This is a genomic window from Streptomyces sp. NBC_00223 (assembly GCF_036199905.1).
Classification (GTDB): Bacteria; Actinomycetota; Actinomycetes; order Streptomycetales; family Streptomycetaceae; genus Actinacidiphila.
Map to the genome: position 1 here is coordinate 3,162,050 of NZ_CP108109.1, position 18,878 is coordinate 3,180,927.

The following is an 18,878-nucleotide window of genomic DNA, read 5'->3' on the forward strand; positions in this document are numbered from 1 at the left end:
GGGGGCTGTCCTCACCCCGCGCGCGGGCTCGGATATTCGAGCCGTGCGGCTAATGTGGGACGGATGACGACCGGAGGCCGCGGCACGGAGCCGCGCACGCTCGCGGAGGACCTGCGCGCCCGAGACGACGAGGCGCTGGCCCTTCTCCTGCGCACCCGCCCGGACCTCCTGACGCCCGTCCCCACGGACCTCACCCAGCTCGCCACCAGGGCCGCGACCCGCGCGTCCGTGCTCCGCACGCTGGACCAGCTCGACGCGTTCACCCACCAGGTGGCCGAGGCACTGGCCGTGTCCCCGGACCCCTGCGGCTACGAATCACTCCGCGCGCTGATGACGGGCCGCCCACCCGCACCCCCGGCCCCGCCCAGAACCGCCACGCCCGCCGACGCGCCCGACCACCCCGGCGGGACGGGGGGCGAGGCCGGGCTCGCCGCAGGCGAAGGTGGGCTGGACGTCGGGACCTACGAGGGCGTCGTGGCCCAGTTGCCGCGGGCGCTGGACGTGCTGCGGGCGCGGGCGCTGGTGTGGGGCGGCGAGGACCGGCTGCGGCTCGTACGGACGGCCCGCGACATCCTCGCCCCCTCCCCCACCGTCGTCTCGGCCACCGGCCTCGGCCCGTCCGTCGGCGAGGCGACAGCCGGCATGTCACCGGCCCGGTTGCAGGAGATCGTCGCGGACGCGGGCCTGCCCGCGACCCACGACCCGATCAGCGCCATCGCCGCGCTCACCGCCCTCTTCGGCGACCCGCAACGCCTCACCGCGCTGCTGGCGGGCGCGCCGGCCGCCGCCGGGGCCGTACTGGAACGCCTGGTGTGGGGCCCGCCCTACGGCGAAGTACGGGACGCCACCGTGCCCGTACGAGCCGCGACCGCCACCACCCCCGTGCAGTGGCTGCTCGCCCGCGGCCTGCTGCTCCCCTCGGGCCGGCACAACGTCGTACTGCCCCGCGAGGCCGCCCTGACCCTGCGCGGCGGCCGCGCCCACCGCGTACCCGAGCCGCTGCCCCCGCCCCTGGCGCCCGTCCCCCGCCAGCAGCGCACGGTCGACCTCACGGCGGCGGGCCAGGCGCTCACCGCGGTCCGGACCGTCACCGAGGTCGTCACCGAGTGGCAGACCGGCGGCCCTGCGGTGCTGCGGGCCGGCGGCATCAGCGTCCGCGACCTCAAGCGAGCCGCGACCGCCCTCGACCTGCCCGAGCCGCAGACCGCCTTCTGGCTCGAACTCGCCTACGCCGCCGGTCTGATCGCCACCGACGGCGAACTCGACGAGGCGTACGCGCCCACGCCCGCCGCCGACGACTGGCGGCAGCTCCCGCCGCACGAGCAGTGGACCGTACTGGCCGGCGCCTGGCTCGGCACGACCCGTACGCCCGGTCTCGTCGGCAGCCGCGACGCCAAGGGCCGGGCGCTGGCCGCGCTCGGCCCCGATCTGGACCGGGCGCTGACCCCGCAGGTACGCCGCCGTACGCTCGGGCTGCTCGCCGAGCTGCCGCCCGGTTCCGCCGCCACCCGCGACTCGCTGCTGGCCCGGCTGCGCTGGGACCGTCCGCTGCGGGCGGGCGCGGACGCCTTCCGCGCGGACCTGCTCAGCTGGACGCTGCACGACGCCGAGACCCTGGGCATCACCGGGCGCGGCGCGCTCGCCGCCCACGGCCGAGCGATGCTCGCGCCAAAGGGTGACGCCCGCACCAAGGGCGAGGCCCGGACCGGGGGCGACCCGGGGGCGACCGCCGCCGCGCTGCTCGCCCCGCTGCTGCCCGAACCCCTCGACCACGTGCTGCTCCAGGCCGACCTGACCGCCGTCGCGCCCGGCCCGCTGGTCGGCCCGCTCGCCGACACCCTCGGCGTGCTCGCCGACATCGAGTCCAAGGGCGGCGCGACCGTCTACCGCTTCACGCCCGAGTCGGTGCGCCGCGCCCTGGACGCGGGCCGTACGGCGGCCGAACTCCAGGCGTTCCTGACCGCGCACTCCCGTACGCCGGTCCCGCAGCCGCTCAGCTACCTCATCGACGACATGGCCCGCCGCCACGGCACCCTTCGGGTCGGCGCGGCCGCCGCCTATCTGCGCTGCGACGATGACGCGCTGCTCGCCGAACTCCTCGCCGACCGCCGCGCCTCGGGTCTTGGCCTGCGCCGCCTCGCGCCGACCGTGCTGGCCGCGCAGGCGGACCCGTCCACGCTGCTGGAACGGCTGCGGGCGATGGGGCTCGCGCCCGCCGCCGAGTCCGCCGAGGGCGACGTGCTGATCACCCGGCCGGACGCCAAGCGCACCCCGCCGCGTACGCCGCCCGTCCCGCTCACGGACGGTCCGCCGACCCCCGACACCGCGCTGCTCGGCGCCGCGGTCAAGGCGATCCGGGCGGGTGACCGGGCCGCCACCGCCGTGCACCGCGCGCCCGCCGCGGCCGCCTCGGGCGACGGCCTTCCCCGCACCCCGGCTGCCGACACGCTGGCCACGATGCAGGCGGCCACGCTCAGCGGCGAGTCCCTGTGGATCGGCTACGTGAACGCGGACGGCGCCGCCAGCCAGCGCGTGATCGCCCCGGTCCGCGTCGAGGGCGGCTACGTCACCGCGTACGACCACACCGCCGACGAGGTCCGCACCTTCGCCCTCCACCGCATCACGGGCGTCTCCGAACTCACCGACACCCCCACCTGATCACCCCCGCGCCACAACCAGCGCTCCCCCGGCCCACTCGGGCCCACTGCCGTACCTCCTCCGCTCCGATGCCTCACTCACAGAGCGTGACATGAACCACTGACAATGGGCCGTGGGGCCGTCAGCGGGGGGCTTTCGGGGTGGGGGGACGGCGGTGGTACCAGTGGGGGCGGCGGGGGTGGAGGGCGCGGCCCAGGCGGCGGCCGAGGAGGAGGTAGCCGAGCAGGGCACCCGTCGTGTTGAGGATGACGTCGTCGACGTCGAAGGCGCGGCCCTCGACGATCAGCCCCTGGGCCGTCTCGACCAGGACCATCACCAGCGCGGTGAGCAGCGCGACCCGGACCAGTCCGCGGGCCCGCGGGAAGAGCACCGGGAGCAGCACGCCGAAGGGCACGCCGAGCAGGATGTTGCCGCCGATCTGCTTGACGGTGTCCCGCAGGAGTGGCTGGTCGAGGTAGGCCCGGATCGAGGCGCCCGGGCGCAGATTCGTGTGGATCAGGGCGTCCGAGGACGGCGACGGCACCAGGGTCACCCTGGCCAGCGCCACCGCGAAGCCCACCATGCACACGAGGGCGACGGCGAGCACGGCCGCGCGGGCGAGCGCCGGACCGAGGGCGTGCCGCTGGAGTAGGGGCGGCCGCCGGGCCCCGGGAGCGCGCGGCACGACGTCCGCCTCGCGCCCTGGCTTCGCATCCGCCTCGCGCCCAGGACGCGAATTCGGCGTCTTGGGCCCCCGCTCGGCTCCCCGCAGCCCGCGCTTCCGCCCCGGGACCGCCTCCCCCTTCGGCCGCGTCCTCCGCAACGCCGTACCGAACCGCGTCATACGCGTCACCATCAGCCGCCCCCTCGCGTGTCCACCGTCCCGGCGGCGTCTACCCGCGACCGGCCGCCGTACGCCGCTGGTCGAGCGGCGTACGGCGGCCGGATCACCGCAGGGGCCGTACGGAGAGCCGTACGGGAGAAGGCGGCGTGCGTACGGGTACGCGCGTGCCTAGTTGTGACGTCCGCGCCTGCGCGACACCACCATGAGCAGTCCGCCCGCACCGAGCACGCCCGCGGCCGCCGCGGCGGTCCAGCCCACCTCGGCGCCGGTGTGCGGCAGGTGGGGACGGTGCGGGTGGTGGGGAGGCGTGGTGGGCGGAGTCGTCCACGTCGTGGGAGGCGTGGTCGGCGGGGTGGTGGGAGGTGTCGTGGTCGGAGGCGTCGTCGGCGGCCGCGTCCAGGTCGTGGGCGGGGTCGTCGGGGGGCGCGTCCAGGTGGTCGGCGGGGTCGTCGGCGGCCTGGTCCAGGTCGGAGGCGGTGTGGTGGGCGGGCAACTCGTGGTGGGGGGCGTGGTGGGAGGAGTCGTGGGCGGGGTGGTCGGCGGCGTCGTCGGAGGTGTCGTCGGAGCGTGCCCGTAGGTGCCGCCCGAGCCGTTTCCGTACGTGGAACCACCCGAGTCGTGCCCGTAGGTCGAGCCGCCGGAACCCTGCCCGTACGAACCGCCGGGCTCCTGCCCGTACGAACCGCCGGAGTCCTGGCCGTACGACGAATCGTCCGAACCCTGGCCGTACGAGTCACCGGAACCCTGGCCGTACGACGAGTCGTCCGAACCTTGGCCGTACGACTCGTCCGACCCCTGCCCGTAGGACGAGTCGTCGGAGTCCTGACCGTAGGACGAGTCGTCCGAGTCACGCCCGTACGACGAATCGTCCGAGTCCTGACCGTGCGACGAGTCGTGGGAACCCAGGTTCGACAGCAGCGAGCCCAGGTTCGGGGTCAAGGAGCCCTTGCTCAGCCCGGAGCCCTTCACGCCCGGCACACGGGCGTGCAGGATCTGGTCCAGGAATTTCGAGGTGTCCGATGCGTGTGAAGTGTCCGAGGCGTGCGACGTGCCGGAGGCGTCCGACGTGCCGGAGGCGTCCGACGCCTCCGACGCGTCCGAGGCGCCCGGGGCCTCCGCGGCGGCGGACGGGTCCGACGCCGCGGCCGTGGTCGTGGTCGTGGTCGTGGCGTACGACGTGTGCCAGTTGAAGTCCGACTGCCCGTCCTGGCTCTGCCACCCGGCGGCCGTTGAGGCGGCGCTGGCGGAGGAGCCGGGGAGGAGCAACAGGCCGGCAGCGGTCATGACTGCCGCGCCGGCGACGGCCGTGGACGCCGCGACCGCGCGGAACGTCCCCCGCTTGCGCGGCTCGGCGGGAGGAAGCGAGTGCTGGTGATCCATGGGGGCAGAAAACATCAAATACGACTGATCACCATGTATGACACATAGGCGACGCCATGGATTCGCACGGATGGCCACCCGTTCGACGCAGGGCCGCCCGCCATCGGAGTGACGAAGGCCACCCGGAGCCACGTACCACCCGGGCGCCCCGGCCCGCGCACCGCCGCGGTGACGCCGACCACCCGGAGCCACCCTCCGCCGGACGTACAATTTTCTGTTCGCCCCCGTAGGCCGACCACGTCGGCCGCACACAGCACCCCCGCCCACCCGTCCGGCCGTCCCCACCGCGCGACCGTCCCCCAGGACCCCGCGCGGACCACGCCGACCGATCCGACCCGCCGACGCCCGCGTCCCGACGTACCCCACCGCTCCCCCGACCCCGTCCCCGACCGGAGGTCCCGCGTGTCCTGCCTCATCGTCCAGAGCGACAAAACGCTTCTCCTGGAGGTCGACCACGAACAGGCCGACGCCTGCCGCCGTGCCATCGCCCCCTTCGCCGAGCTGGAACGCGCCCCCGAGCACATCCACACCTACCGGCTGACCCCGCTCGGCCTGTGGAACGCGCGCGCCGCGGGCCACGACGCCGAGCAGGTCGTCGACGCGCTCGTGGAGTACTCCCGCTACCCGGTCCCGCACGCCCTGCTCGTCGACGTGGCCGAGACGATGGACCGCTACGGCCGGCTGCGGCTGAGCAAGCACCCCACCCACGGCCTGGTCCTGACCAGCACCGACCGGCCGGTCCTTGAGGAGATCCTGCGGTCCAAGCGGGTGCAGCCGCTGGTCGGCGCCCGGATCGACGAGGACACCGTGGCCGTCCACCCCTCCGAGCGCGGCCAGATCAAGCAGGTGCTGCTCAAGCTCGGCTGGCCCGCGGAGGACTTCGCCGGATACGTGGACGGCGAGGCGCACGCCATCGAGCTGCGCGAGGAGGGCTGGGCGCTGCGCCCGTACCAGAAGCAGGCCGTGGAGAACTTCTGGCACGGCGGCTCCGGTGTGGTCGTCCTGCCGTGCGGCGCGGGCAAGACGCTGGTGGGCGCGGGCGCGATGGCCGAGGCGAAGGCGACCACGCTGATCCTGGTCACCAACACGGTCTCGGCCCGCCAGTGGAAGCACGAGCTGGTCAGGCGCACCTCGCTCACCGAGGACGAGATCGGCGAGTACAGCGGTACGCGCAAGGAGATCCGCCCGGTCACCATCGCCACCTACCAGGTCCTCACGACTCGCCGCAAAGGCGTCTATCCGCACCTGGAGCTCTTCGACTCCCGGGACTGGGGGCTGATCCTCTACGACGAGGTGCATCTGCTGCCCGCGCCCGTCTTCAAGTTCACCGCCGACCTCCAGGCGCGGCGCCGGCTCGGTCTGACCGCGACGCTCGTACGGGAGGACGGCCGCGAGTCGGACGTCTTCTCGCTGATCGGGCCGAAGCGGTTCGACGCGCCGTGGAAGGAGATCGAGGCGCAGGGCTACATCGCGCCCGCCGACTGCGTGGAGGTCCGGGTCAATCTGACGGACACCGAGCGGCTGGCCTACGCGACCGCCGAGGCCGAGGACAAGTACCGCTACTGCGCGACCACCGCGACGAAGCGGAAGGTCACGGAGGCGCTGGTCAAGAAGCACCAGGGGCAGCAGACGCTGGTCATCGGGCAGTACATCGACCAGCTGGACGAGCTGGGCGAGCACCTGGGCGCGCCGGTCATCAAGGGCGAGACGTCCAACGCGCAGCGCGAAAAGCTCTTCGACGCCTTCCGCAACGGTGAGCTGTCCGTGCTGGTCGTCTCCAAGGTCGCGAACTTCTCGATCGACCTGCCCGAGGCGACGGTCGCGATCCAGGTGTCGGGGACGTTCGGCTCCCGCCAGGAGGAGGCGCAGCGGCTCGGCCGGGTGCTGCGGCCGAAGGCGGACGGGCACGAGGCCCGCTTCTACTCGGTGGTCGCGCGGGACACGATCGACCAGGACTTCGCGGCGCACCGCCAGCGCTTCCTGGCCGAGCAGGGCTACGCCTACCGCATCGTCGACGCGGACGCCCTCCTCACCAACGCGGACGACGACATCTAGGGCGTTTCTTTCGGACTGTCCCGCGGGCTGGAGGAAGACGGCCGCGGAATAGCGTCCGGGAGCCCCCGTGTCCGGTCCGCGGGTCGGCGGACCGGACACCGGGGCTGTCTCCCTCCGGCACCGCTCACGCGGCGGGGAGGGTGCGGGCGAGCCAGCCGAAGAGGCGCTGGTGGAAGTAGGACATGGCACCCATGTGGCAGTGCTCGCCGGCGCCTTCGGCCTCGGTGAAGGTGATCAGTTCCTTCTCGCAGGTCAGCGCGGCGTGGATACGCTCCGCCTGGCCCTTGAAGAAGTAGTCGTTCTCGGCGTCGCAGACCAGGGTGGGGCAGGTGATCCGGTCGGCGATGCCTTCCATGGTGTACGGCTGGGTCATCCGGATGTACTCGGCCGGGGAGGCGGCGCCGAAGGTCCACATGCCGTTGCGCAGGCCCCAGCTCACCGAGGTGGAGAAGCTCGCGACCATGCCGGCGACCGCGTTGGCCTCGGCGTCCTTGCCGGTGAGAATCCACTCGGCCAGGAACGGCGGCACGGCCTGGAGGTTGGCGTCGTGGTAGCTGTACAGGCCGTCGTCGAGGATCAGCGCGGAGATCCGCGGCTCGAAGGCGGCTGCCCTGGCCACCAGGAGACCGCCGAGGCTGTAGCCGAACAGCGCCAGCCGGTCGGCGTCGGTCTCCGGCTGGGTCAGGGCGAAGTCGACGACAGGGGTGATCACGGCCTCCCAGTCGGGGCGGAACCGCAGGCGCTGCTCGCGCACCACCGCGCCCTGGCCGGGGCCGTCGAAGGCCAGCACGTTGTAGCCGCGCTCGTTGGCGGCCGCGGCCAGTACGAAGTACGACTCCTCCAGCGTCGAGTCGAATCCGCTGTTGTAGATGATCGTGGGACGGGCGCTGCCGCTGTCGTCGGCCAGGAAGAGGTAGCCGGGCAGGGTGGTGCCCTCGTAGGGGATGGCGACCGGGCGGACCGGGCGGTCCATCAGCTCCACCGCGCGGGAGAAGGTCTCGCGCGACAGCCGGGAGAGCAAGCGGACCTCGGGGTCGTGGTCGGCGTCGTCGCGCAGGTAGAAGTCGGCGGTGCGGTAGTAGTTCGAGGCGCGCAGGAGGGCACCGCGCGCGCCGACCCGGTCCCCCTCGGCCAGCGCGTCGTCGGCCAGGCCCCTGGCGCGGTCGGCCGCGGCCTTCCAGGCCCGGTGCCAGGCGGTCTCGTCGCGCTCGGGGATGGCGGCGGCGGTGACCAGCACCTCGCCGAGGTCCGCCCCGCCGGCGCCGGCGAAACCGGCGGTGCGCAGGGTCTCGTAGGAGAAGGACTCTTCGTCGAACAGGAACTTCATGGGGTGGACCTCTCGGGTTCGGTTCGGCTCGCGGTGTCACGGCGGTGGCGTGGCGCCACCCACCGGACGACGTTACGCCGTTACGTCGTTACGAGTACGTATCGGCGTCGTGCCTCCAGTAAGACACGGCCGACGTCGATGCGCAAACGTATCGACGTACGGGAGAGAGTGATCCACGCCACTCACGAGGGTCCTTGGTGCGCGCCGGGCCGCCCGCCGGGGTGAGGTCGATGCGGATACGTATCGACGTACGGCTACGCTGGGCGCCGTGACGAACGAACCCGAACACCCCGCCGCGGGGCACGGCACGAACGTCGACGCAAGCGGCACGGCGGACCCGGCACCGGCATCGGCCGGGAAAAAGCGCAAACCGGCCGGCGCGGCGGTGATGCGCGCGGACGTGACGGAGGCGATCCTGCGGGCCGCCGCCCTGGAACTGGCCGAACACGGTTACGGCGGGCTGACCCTGGACGCGGTCGCCCGTCGGGCCAAGGTGAGCAGGCCCGCCCTCTACCGGCGCTGGCCCTCCAAGCACGCGCTGACCGAGGCACTCATCGCCGGCGTCAAGGACAACCTCACCGACGACCGCACCGACTCGCTCCGCGGTGACGTCAGCGCCTTCCTGACCGCGGTCGATGCCGGCCTCCGGCACCCGCTGGTGTCACGTATCGTCCCCGACCTGCTGGTGGAGGCCCATCGCAGCACCGAACTGGCCCAAACCCTCTACGAGTTGCGGGACACCCGCCGGGCACGGGCCACCGCGATAATGGACCGCGCGATCGCGCGCGGCGAGCTGAGCTCGGACACCGACCGCGAGATGGCCGTGGACCTGCTCATCGCCCCCCTCTACTGGCGGCTGGCCATGGTCCGCACTCCGACCGACCCCGGCTATCTCGACCGCCTCACCACCGTCGTCCTCGCCGCGATAGCAGCGGCCCGCCCGGCCCCGGACACGCCCGGCCAGGGGAGTGCGGAATCCTCGCCGTGAGCGGCGCGCGCCGTCGAATCCGAGGCCGTCGAATCCCTCCAGGCCGGAGGCGTTACGTCGCGGCCGGGAGGTGGAGGTAGATCATCGCGGCCGTCAGCGCGAGCAGCGGGGCCAGAGCCGCGAGCGCGATCCGCTTCGCGCGGTGCCTGCGCCGCCACGGGATGGCCCACGACGCCCCGAGCGCGCCCGCGGCCAGCACCAGGAGGCAGGGGGCGAGCAGCAGCATCCGGTACAGCGCCTGGCACCCGTGCGCCGTGCACGAGTCCGTGGCCATCGGGGAGATCATCGTGAACATCCCGCCCACCACGATCACCGGCGCGGCCAGCACCGTGGCGATCAGCGGCGCGACAAAGGCGTGCCGGTCCCGCTCGGGGTCGACCGGCCGCACACCGTACGGCGGTGGCGGCGGCCCGAACCCGTACGCGGACGGCGCCCCGAAGCCCTGCGGCATTCCGCCGTGCTGCCACTCGTGCGGCCGCGCAGGCGGCACTTCGTACGCGCGGTACTCGGGCTGCTGCTTTCTCATACGCCCATTGGACGCCGCCGGTCCCGCCCGGAGAATGCGTTCACGTACTCAGAAAGCGAACGGCGTACTCAGAGGGCGCGAGCCGGGTACTCAGTAGCGCCGGGTGCCGCCGCTGCCGAGTATGACGACCTCGACGGCGGTGGCGGCGAAGACACGGACGGCGCGCAGGGCGTTGCCGAGCCGGTGGCGGGGGTGGTCGGGGTTGGCGCCGAGCGCCGTGCCGCCATGGGCGGCGGGGGCTGGGGGAATGGTCGTGGCGGTCATGTCTCCAACGTACGAAGCGGACATTCCGTTGACATCGGACCAGGGATGTAATTCCCGCTCCCCGAGTCCGCCCCGAGGCTGATCCCCGACCCCGACCCCGGCCTCGGGGTCACCCCGAGGCGCCCCGACCCGGGCCTCGCGCCCGGTGCCCGGAAGCCCACAGCCCCGGCGCCCGGCGGCGGGCCGGCGCCGCGAGGCCCCGCCGCCGCCCGAGCCCCGCCCAGGGGCCCCACCGGCCCCGCCCGGACCCCCGCCACCGGAAAACCGTTCGCGCCTCCGCATCCCGCCGCGTATGATCGCCGGTCTTGCCGCCTCCCGGACGGGAGTGCCGCCGCCCGGACGGAAACCGGCCGGCCTTCGTGACACCACCTCGCGACCTCGCGTACGCGCCCACGTATCAGCCGGAGGCAAAGCCGTGCCCTCGCACGTCCCGCACCAGCAGGCCCCCCACGAAGAGGACCCGCAGCACCCGCCACGCCCGCACGACCCGCAAGCCGCGCAGAACCCGCACGACCCGCTCCAGCGCGAACGCGCCCACCTCGCCTCCTCCCGCGCCGCCCTGCGCGCCATGCGCCACGACGTCGAATCGCTCGACATCTCCGACGTCACCGGCAACTGGGTCAACGCCAAGATCCTCGCCGCCGAGATCGACGTCCGGATCAAGGCCCTCGCCGACCTCGCCGACACCCCGCTCTTCTTCGGCCGCCTCGACTACCTGCACACCCCTGGCAGCGAACTCGTCGAGGACCCCTCACCGGACGCGGCGCAAAGCGGCCCGGGCGACGGCAAGCACCGCGACAGCGAGAGCTTCTACATCGGCCGCAGGCACGTCCACGACGCCGACGGCGACCCCATGGTCATCGACTGGCGCGCCCCCGTCTCGCAGCCTTTCTACCGAGCCTCGCGCACCGAGCCGATGGACGTCGGGCTGCGCCGCCGATTCGGTTACACCGGCGGCGAGTTGACCGCGTACGAGGACGAGCACCTGTCCGACCCGGCCGAGTCCGCGGGTTCGAGCCGGCTGCTCCAGGCCGAGATCGAACGCCCCCGCGTCGGCCCGATGCGCGACATCGTCGCCACCATCCAGCCCGAGCAGGACGAGATCGTCCGCGCGGGCGTCGGCGGCACGGTCTGCGTCCAGGGCGCGCCCGGCACCGGGAAGACCGCCGTCGGCCTGCACCGGGTCGCGTATCTGCTGTACGCGCACCGCGAGCGGCTGGCCCGCACCGGCACCCTGGTGATCGGCCCGAACGCGTCCTTCCTGCGCTACATCGAGCAAGTGCTGCCCGCGCTCGGCGAGTTGCAGGTCAAGCAGGCCACCGTGGACGACCTGGTCGCCCATGTCGAGGTCCGCGGCGCCGACCACGCGGACACGGCTCGTATCAAAGGCGACGCGCGGATGGCCGAGGTGCTGCGCAGGGCCGTACGGTCCGGCATCCGGATGCCCACCGAGCCGGTCATGGTGGTGCGCGGCTCCCGGCGCTGGCGGGTCCCCGCGTACGAACTGGAGGAGCTGGTACGGGAGATGGCCGCGCGCGACATCCGTTACGGCGCCGCGCGCGACGCCCTTCCGCAGCGGATCGCGCACGCCGTGCTCGTCCAGATGGAACGCTCCGGAGAGGCGCCCGACGACCGTGTCCAGGACGCGGTGGCCCGTAACCCCGCGGTGAAGGCGGCCGTCAAGGAGTGCTGGCCGCCGGTCGACCCGGCGAAGCTCGTGCTGCGGCTGCTGTCCGACCCGGAGTTCCTGGCCGAGTCGGCGGACGGGCTGCTGTCGGCGGAGGAGCAGCGGACGATCCTGTGGACCGCGCCGGCCCGCTCGCTGCGCTCGGTGCGGTGGTCGGCGGCGGACGCGGTGCTGATCGACGAGGCGTACGACCTGGTGCAGCGCACGGCCTCGCTCGGGCATGTCGTCCTGGACGAGGCGCAGGACCTGTCGCCGATGCAGTACCGGGCGGCGGGGCGCCGCTGTTCGACGGGTTCGGCGACGATCCTGGGCGATCTCGCGCAGGGTACGACGCCTTGGGCGACGTCCTCCTGGGCCGAGGCGCTGACCCACCTGGGCAAGCCGGACTCCCGGATCGAGGAGCTGACCAGGGGTTTTCGCGTCCCCCTGGAGGTCATCGCCTACGCCTCGCGCCTCTTGCCGACGATCGCCCCCGGGCTCGCCCCGGCCACGTCCGTACGCGAGTCCGCGGGCGCGCTGTCCGTCACGGAGGTGGCCCGCGAGGAGCTTGACGCGGCGGTGGTCGCGGGCTGCCGGGACGCGCTGGCGTACGAGGGGTCGATCGGGCTGATCGCGGCCGACGACCGTATCCCGGCGCTGGACGCGGCCCTCACGGCGGCCGGACTGCCGTACCTGCGCCCGGGCGAGGAGACCTCGGCGACGGCCCGGCTCACCCTCGTCCCGGCCTCGCTCGCGAAGGGCCTCGAATACGACTACGTGGTGCTGGACGACCCGGCGGCGATCGTCGCGGGCGAACCGGACCCGCGTACGGGCCTTCGCCGCCTGTACGTCGCCCTGACCCGCGCGGTGTCCGGCCTGGCGGTGCTGCACGCGGAGCCGTTGCCGGAGGCGCTGGCGGGGTAGGGCCGGAGACCGCACGGGACTTCGCGTCCATGGAGACGAAGCGCGGGCTCGCCGCCATGGACGCGAAAGCGGCGGGCCCGACCCCCGTACGGACTCGCCGCCATGGACGCGGAGTTCCGGCGCAAGCTCGCGTCCTTGGACGCGAAGCGCGCCCGATTCCGCAGGAGTTCGCCTCCATGGACGCGAATCGGCCGACCCGCGTCACCGTACGGAACCGGCGGCCGCTCAGTTCGCTACGGCCACCGGCGCGTCCAGGACCTCGCGCCACGTGCGGACCGCGTGGACGTCGACCGGTCCGGCCCAGCCCCCGGCCCGTACCGCGCCGCCGACGTGGAAGGCGTCGAGCCCGGCCGCGCGCAGCACCGGTACGTGGTCGAGCAGCAGCCCGCCGCCGACCAGCAGCCGCGGCCCGTAACCCGGTTCGCCCTCGCGCGCGGCCTCGGCGCACAGCACGGAGAGCCCCGCCTCGACGCCTTGCGCCGAGCCCGCGGTGAGATACGTGTCGAGGCCGGGCAGCCCGTCGAGCTGGAGCCGCAGCGCGTCCCGGTCGGCGGCACGGTCCATCGCGCGGTGGAAGGTCCACCGGCAGCCGTCGAGCACGTCCACCAGCGCGTACACCGCGTCCAGGTCGGCCCGCCCCCGCGGATCGAGGAAGCCGAGCACGAACTCCTCGGCGCCTTCCGCCCGCAGTCCTTGCGCGGCCTCGCACAGCGCGTCGAGCTCGCGGGCGTCACCCGCGCTGAAGCCGTCGGACAGCCGCAGCATGACCCGCAGCGGGATCTCGACGGCGTCCCGGATCGCCCCGAAGGTGGCCCGCGTCGGAGTGAGCCCGTCCGCGTCCATATTGGTGACCAGTTCGAGGCGGTCGGCGCCACCGTCCTGGGCCGCAACGGCGTCATCCGCGCCGAGGGCGATCACCTCGAAGATTGGTCTAGACATATGAGCAAGGGTGCCACATGCGTTACTCCCACGCGAGAGGCAACCCCCCTCTGTCACCACGGCGTCCGATTTTTCCCACCCGGGACGGCCTTTGAGGGCCTCGCAGGGGCTTCGCAGGGGTCCCGGACGGGCCTCGGGGGCGCCGGAACGGCCCGTGGACCCGCCGCGCGCGCCCGTCACCGCCGCTTACCGGCCCGTAACCCGCCCCGCGCCCGGTCCGTATACAAACCGCGGACCCAGGTCGTATACGAGCCGCCCGCCCATGCCCCCGCTGCGGTTCCGAACCCCCTTCGGCCGATGACCAGGGCCGCCATGTGGGACGTTGTTGAGCTTCTTGAGCCCGCGCTGCGACACTTACCACGTCGAGACGGTCTTGTACGTCACTCCCGCGATCCCGCACAGTAGTCAGGACGCCCTCAATGGCGAGGGGGACCATTGGGCGTTACCCGGGAGGGAGCGCCTTTGAGCGGATCCCACCACGGAAGGTCTTGATCAGATGCCGGCCACCCCCCAGACCACGGCTCTCACTGAAGCCGGGCACCGCGTCATCGAGCCGCTGTACGCGGAGGTCCTCCGCCGCAACCAGGGCGAGAAGGAGTTCCACCAGGCGGTACGGGAAGTCCTCGAAACCCTCGGCCCGGTGCTGACCCGGCGCCCCGAGTTCGTGGACGCCCGGATCATCGAGCGCGTCTGCGAGCCCGAGCGTCAGCTGATCTTCCGGGTCCCGTGGTCGGACGACTCCGGCGACATCCACGTCAACCGCGGTTTCCGGGTCGAGTTCAGCAGCTCGCTGGGCCCGTACAAGGGCGGTCTGCGCTTCCACCCGTCGGTCAACCTCGGCATCGTGAAGTTCCTCGGCTTCGAGCAGATCTTCAAGAACGCGCTCACCGGTATGCCCATCGGCGGCGGCAAGGGCGGCAGCGACTTCGACCCCAAGGGCCGCTCCGACGCGGAGATCATGCGCTTCTGTCAGTCCTTCATGACGGAACTCCACCGCCACCTGGGCGAGTACACCGACGTACCGGCCGGCGACATCGGCGTCGGTGGCCGGGAGATCGGCTACCTCTTCGGCCAGTACAAGCGGATCACCAACCGCTTCGAGTCCGGCGTCCTGACCGGCAAGGGCCTCGGCTGGGGCGGCGCCCAGGCGCGTACCGAGGCGACCGGCTACGGCTGTGTGCTCTTCACCGCCGAGATGCTGCGCAGCCGCGGCGAGAGCCTTGAGGGCCAGCGGGTCGTCGTCTCCGGCTCCGGCAACGTCGCCATCTACGCGATCGAGAAGGCCCAGCAGCTCGGCGCGACCGTGGTGACCTGCTCGGACTCCGACGGCTACGTCGTCGACGACAAGGGCATCGACGTCGCCCTCCTCAAGGAGGTCAAGGAGGCCGGGCGCGGCCGCGTCTCGGACTACGCGGAGCGGCGCGGCTCGCACGTCCGCTTCGTCTCCGGCACCGGTGTGTGGAACGTGCCGTGTGACGTCGCTCTCCCCTGCGCCACGCAGAACGAGCTGGAGGAGCCCGACGCGCTCGCCCTGGTGCGCAACGGCGTCAAGGCGGTCGCCGAGGGCGCGAACATGCCCACCACCCCGGAGGCCGTCCGCGTCTTCCAGGAGGCCGGTGTCGCCTTCGCGCCCGGCAAGGCCGCGAACGCGGGCGGTGTGGCGACCAGCGCCCTGGAGATGCAGCAGAACGCGTCCCGCGACTCCTGGACCTTCGCCCACACGGAGGAGCGGCTCGCGGAGATCATGCGGCACATCCACGACTCGTGCTTCACGACGGCGGAGCACTACGGCAGCCCCGGCAACTACGTGGTCGGCGCGAACATCGCCGGCTTCGAGCTGGTCGCCGACGCGATGCTGGCGCAGGGCCTGATCTGACGCGAAGTGGCGGCCACCCTCCCTGGGTGGCCGCCCACTGTCGTCTGCCGTCGGTCGTCGGTCGTCGGCCGGGGTCCGCGCCGGCGGGTGCGTCAGCCCTGGGGCAGCGGCGCGTACGGAAATCTTTCTGTCAGCTTGGGGTCAAGCCCGTGCTGGTTCTGACCTCTCTCGCCCTCGGTGCACAGGAAGACCAGCACGATGATGCCGCCGACCACCGGAATGAAGCCGAGCAGCAAGGACCACCCGGACTTACCGACGCCGTGCAGGCGCCGTACGGCGACGGCCACGGCCGGCATGAAGGTCGCGACGCCGTAGACCACGTACGGGATCGAGGTGCCCGCCGTGGTTTCGACAATGCGCAGCGCCGCGATGGCGACGATCTCGACCAAGGCGAACATCCAGAACTCCTTGCGCCGGGCTCGCCCGTTGAAGACGGCGTACTTCTTGAACGCCTCGATGTACCACCGCATGCTGTGTCCCTTGACGCGAAGTGGGCGGAGTCCGTACCGGCGAGCGGATCAGTACTGGGGCAGCGGCGCGTACAGGGAGTTGTCTCCCTGCTTGGGGTCCGGCCCGTACTTGTTCTGACCCCTGTCGCCCTTGATACACGCGAGGATCAGGATGATGATGCCGCCGATCATCGGAATGAAGCCGAGCAGCGCGAACCATGCGGACCTACTCGTGTCGTGCAGACGCCGCACGGTCACGGCGAAGGTCGGCACGGTGGTTGCGATGGTGTAGACGTAGCACGGAATCAAGGTGTGAATCACAAGTCCGACAATGACCAGCGCCACAATAGCGATCAGGTCGAACAAGGAGAACATCCAGTACTCCTTGCGGCAAGCTCGCCCGTTGAAGACGGCGTACTTCTTGAACGCCTCGATGTACCACCGCATGCTGTGTCCCCCCAGGACCGGATCGATCAGATGATCAGCCCGCGCCGATCACCGACCGGGCCGCCAAACAGTAGGGGCGCTGACGTGCACGAGTCAAAGTGCCGGCGCAGGGCCTCATCTGACGCGAAATGGGCGGCCACCCCGCCGGGGTGACCGCCCACTGCCGTCGGCCGGTGTCCATACCGGCGGACGGATCAGTACTGGGGCAGCGGCGCGTACGGGGGGACGTCTCCCAGCTTGGGGTCCGGCCCGTACTTGTTCTGACCCCTGTCACCCTCGGTGCACACGAAGACCAGGACGATGATGCCGCCGACCAGCGGAATGAAGCCGAGCAGAATGAACCATCCGGACTTGCCCGTGTCGTGCAGACGCCGCATAGTCACGGCCAAGGACGGCACAATGACCGCGACCACGTAGATGAAGTACGGGATCATGGTGTCAGCGACAGCCCCGACAATGGCCAGCACCACAACAGCGATGATGTTGAACAAGAAGAACATCCAGTACTCCTTGCGCCGCGCTCTCCCACTGAAGACGGCATACTTCTTGAGCACGTCGATGTACCACTGCACTGTGTGTCCCCCCAGAACCGGATCGATTCGATGATCAACTCGTGCTGATCACCGGCCAGGCCGACAAACAGTAGGGGCGCTGACGTGCACGAGTCAAAACTTCGCGAAGCCCCGGCAGCTGTGTAGCGCGCTCCCCCGAAGGCTGCGGCCACGGTCATGAAACGCCACGCCCTTCTCGGTTCGCCGTCAGGCGTCGTACTCCGCCGGCCGGCCCAGCGCTCGAAAGGTCCAACCGGCTTCGCGCCAGGTGCCGGAGTGGAGGGTGCCGCCGGTCGGCTCCGAGCTCATCGGCTCGGGCCATGAAGCCGCGAATGTCCTTGGACAGGCAGCCGCCGCCGAACATGCAGGCGGCGTGGGTGGTACCGAGGTAGCCGCAGCCGATGACGGTGAGCCTCACGGGCGGGTGTTCCTTTCGGTGGAGCCGCCGGGTCCCACCCGCCTCGTCCGGAAGGCGGGACGTTTCAGGAGGGCCGGGCGGCCAGATGACGGTGGATGCCGTCCCGGATGAACGGCGGAATCGTGAGGAGGGACAGGTGTTCGAGGGTGAAGAACTGGAGCTTGACGCCCTCCGCGAGAGGCAGCGTCGTCTCGTCGCCGTCCCAGGCGGCAGCGAAGAAGGTGATCAGTTGCCCGGAGCCGTGGACATCGCGTACGACGAAGAGCTCCTCCAGCTCATCCGCCGAAAGTCCCGCTTCCTCGTCGAGCTCGCGGACGATCGCCTCGGTCGGGGTCTCCTCGCCGTCCGCCCCGCCTCCGAGGAGACTCCAGTGGGCGGGCCAGGCGATGTCCGGGCGGTCGTCGCGCAGGTGCATCAGGACTTCGCCGCGGCGGTCGGTGATGATCGCGACGGCCCCGCGGGCGGTGCCCGGCTCGTGGCCGGTGGTGTCGGAATGCATCCCGACACCGTAGTGAGGAGGTTGAGGATCATGCGGCCGACACGGTGCTGTTCACGGTGTCGAGCCAACTCGGGTTGCTTGGTGTGTAACGCAGTTGACTCAGGAGCGAGGAGAGACGGTCTACATGGAGAACGGTGTTCCGGTGTGAGCCGTAGCCCCCGGACAGCAGCTCCGAGGACTACCGGGCGTCAGGCCGCACGTTGCAGCCGGGAGATCGCCCTGGGGGCCGGTGGGGTGAGGGCCCGCCAGGACGAGACCGTGGTCGAGGTCAACGACACACGTATGTCCGCCGACGAGTTCGAGGTCGGATACCCCGTCACCCGCCACTCCTCAGCCCAACCCCCCGCCTGAGCCGACACGGTAGTTACGCCGGGGTGGGGCGGCGTGCCGCCGGGAGGCGTAATGGCGGGGGGTCGGGTGGGCGGGCCGCAGGCTGGGGCGCGTGATCGACCGCAGCGTGGACGAGAAGAACCTGCACCGGCTGAGCGCCCTGTCCGACGGCATCTTCGCCATCGCGATGACCCTGCTCGTGCTGGACATCCGTGTGACCCCCGACCTGGACCCGGCCGGCTTCCGGCAGATGCTGCACGACCTGCTGCCCAAGATCGCGTCCTATGCGCTCAGTTTCACGATCCTCGCCGGATTCTGGCGCGACCACCGCCGTATCCTCCGGCTGGCGCAGTGGATGGACACGGTGACCGTATGGCTCACCCTCGCCGGGCTGGGCGTCATCGCGCTGTTGCCCTTCCCCACCACGATGCTGTCCGAGTACGCCTCGCAGCCCCTGGCCGTCGTCGTCTACGCGTGCACGGTCATCGTCATCGACGTACTCCAACTGGCGGTGTTCTTCTCGATCCGGCGCCACCCGGAGATGGCCCGCCCGGTCCCGCCGCACTTCAACCGGAATTTCGTCATGGACCTGGGCTCGACGATCCTCGTCTTCGGCGTCACCGTGCCGATCGCCTTCTTCTCCCCCACCGCCGCGCTCTGGACCTGGCTGGCGCTGGTCCCCCTCAAGTTCGTCCTCGGCAGACACGAACGCTCCCGCGCCGGCCAGGACGCCGAGCAGGACACGCGCTGACCACCTA

At 71.8% G+C, this 18,878-nt stretch carries 16 protein-coding genes; 6 read left to right on the forward strand and 10 right to left on the reverse strand.

Annotation, left to right across the window (positions count from 1 at the left end; translation table 11 throughout):
• The first annotated feature begins 63 nt into the window (after positions 1–63).
• A complete protein-coding gene (locus OHA30_RS13180; RefSeq protein ID WP_328914017.1) occupies positions 64–2,658 on the forward strand; it encodes a helicase C-terminal domain-containing protein in 2,595 nt (864 codons plus the stop codon).
• 121 nt (positions 2,659–2,779) lie between these two features.
• Here OHA30_RS13180 and OHA30_RS13185 read toward each other — a convergent pair whose 3' ends face one another.
• Complete coding sequence (locus OHA30_RS13185) at positions 2,780–3,409, reverse strand: VanZ family protein (protein WP_328917850.1); 630 nt, start codon at positions 3,407–3,409, stop codon at positions 2,780–2,782.
• A gap of 240 nt (positions 3,410–3,649) precedes the next feature.
• On the reverse strand, positions 3,650–4,861 hold the full coding sequence (locus OHA30_RS13190; RefSeq protein ID WP_328914018.1) for an LPXTG cell wall anchor domain-containing protein: 1,212 nt from the start codon (positions 4,859–4,861) through the stop codon (positions 3,650–3,652).
• Positions 4,862–5,263: 402 nt separating this feature from the next.
• Here OHA30_RS13190 and OHA30_RS13195 point away from each other — a divergent pair, with 402 nt between their 5' ends.
• A complete protein-coding gene (locus OHA30_RS13195; RefSeq protein WP_328914019.1) occupies positions 5,264–6,916 on the forward strand; it encodes a DNA repair helicase XPB in 1,653 nt (550 codons plus the stop codon).
• A 124-nt stretch (positions 6,917–7,040) separates the two neighbouring features.
• Here OHA30_RS13195 and OHA30_RS13200 read toward each other — a convergent pair whose 3' ends face one another.
• On the reverse strand, positions 7,041–8,243 hold the full coding sequence (locus tag OHA30_RS13200; protein ID WP_328914020.1) for an alpha/beta hydrolase family protein: 1,203 nt from the start codon (positions 8,241–8,243) through the stop codon (positions 7,041–7,043).
• 268 nt (positions 8,244–8,511) lie between these two features.
• Here OHA30_RS13200 and OHA30_RS13205 point away from each other — a divergent pair, with 268 nt between their 5' ends.
• Complete coding sequence (locus OHA30_RS13205) at positions 8,512–9,231, forward strand: TetR/AcrR family transcriptional regulator (RefSeq protein ID WP_328914021.1); 720 nt, start codon at positions 8,512–8,514, stop codon at positions 9,229–9,231.
• 52 nt (positions 9,232–9,283) lie between these two features.
• On the opposite strand, the gene OHA30_RS13210 is transcribed toward OHA30_RS13205, so the two are convergent.
• Positions 9,284–9,757, reverse strand: coding sequence for a hypothetical protein (locus OHA30_RS13210; protein WP_328914022.1), 474 nt, complete (start codon positions 9,755–9,757; stop codon positions 9,284–9,286).
• A gap of 90 nt (positions 9,758–9,847) precedes the next feature.
• Complete coding sequence (locus OHA30_RS13215) at positions 9,848–10,021, reverse strand: hypothetical protein (RefSeq protein ID WP_328914023.1); 174 nt, start codon at positions 10,019–10,021, stop codon at positions 9,848–9,850.
• 415 nt (positions 10,022–10,436) lie between these two features.
• On the opposite strand from OHA30_RS13215, the gene OHA30_RS13220 reads away from it, so the two are divergent.
• A complete protein-coding gene (locus tag OHA30_RS13220) occupies positions 10,437–12,611 on the forward strand; it encodes a HelD family protein (protein WP_405785592.1) in 2,175 nt (724 codons plus the stop codon).
• A gap of 225 nt (positions 12,612–12,836) precedes the next feature.
• Here OHA30_RS13220 and OHA30_RS13225 read toward each other — a convergent pair whose 3' ends face one another.
• Positions 12,837–13,550, reverse strand: coding sequence for a copper homeostasis protein CutC (locus OHA30_RS13225; RefSeq protein ID WP_328914024.1), 714 nt, complete (start codon positions 13,548–13,550; stop codon positions 12,837–12,839).
• Positions 13,551–14,046: 496 nt separating this feature from the next.
• Between OHA30_RS13225 and gdhA the strand changes: the two genes are divergently transcribed.
• Positions 14,047–15,426, forward strand: a complete 1,380-nt coding sequence (gdhA, locus tag OHA30_RS13230; protein ID WP_328914025.1) for an NADP-specific glutamate dehydrogenase — start codon at positions 14,047–14,049, stop codon at positions 15,424–15,426.
• 92 nt (positions 15,427–15,518) lie between these two features.
• Here the strand turns inward: gdhA and OHA30_RS13235 are convergent, their stop codons facing one another.
• The 4 genes from OHA30_RS13235 to OHA30_RS13250 form a co-directional block, all read right to left on the reverse strand.
• On the reverse strand, positions 15,519–15,896 hold the full coding sequence (locus OHA30_RS13235; RefSeq protein ID WP_328914026.1) for a DUF805 domain-containing protein: 378 nt from the start codon (positions 15,894–15,896) through the stop codon (positions 15,519–15,521).
• Positions 15,897–15,944: 48 nt separating this feature from the next.
• On the reverse strand, positions 15,945–16,322 hold the full coding sequence (locus tag OHA30_RS13240) for a DUF805 domain-containing protein (protein WP_328914027.1): 378 nt from the start codon (positions 16,320–16,322) through the stop codon (positions 15,945–15,947).
• Positions 16,323–16,516: 194 nt separating this feature from the next.
• Positions 16,517–16,894 carry a DUF805 domain-containing protein gene (locus tag OHA30_RS13245; protein ID WP_328914028.1) on the reverse strand — a complete coding sequence of 126 codons (378 nt, stop codon included), beginning with the start codon at positions 16,892–16,894 and terminating at the stop codon, positions 16,517–16,519.
• Between the two features lie 461 nt (positions 16,895–17,355).
• The gene (locus OHA30_RS13250) at positions 17,356–17,790 is read right to left on the reverse strand and encodes an NUDIX domain-containing protein (protein WP_328914029.1); all 435 of its coding nucleotides are present in this window, start codon (positions 17,788–17,790) and stop codon (positions 17,356–17,358) included.
• Between the two features lie 442 nt (positions 17,791–18,232).
• On the opposite strand from OHA30_RS13250, the gene OHA30_RS13255 reads away from it, so the two are divergent.
• Positions 18,233–18,871, forward strand: a complete 639-nt coding sequence (locus OHA30_RS13255) for a TMEM175 family protein (protein WP_328914030.1) — start codon at positions 18,233–18,235, stop codon at positions 18,869–18,871.
• Positions 18,872–18,878: the final 7 nt, after the last annotated feature.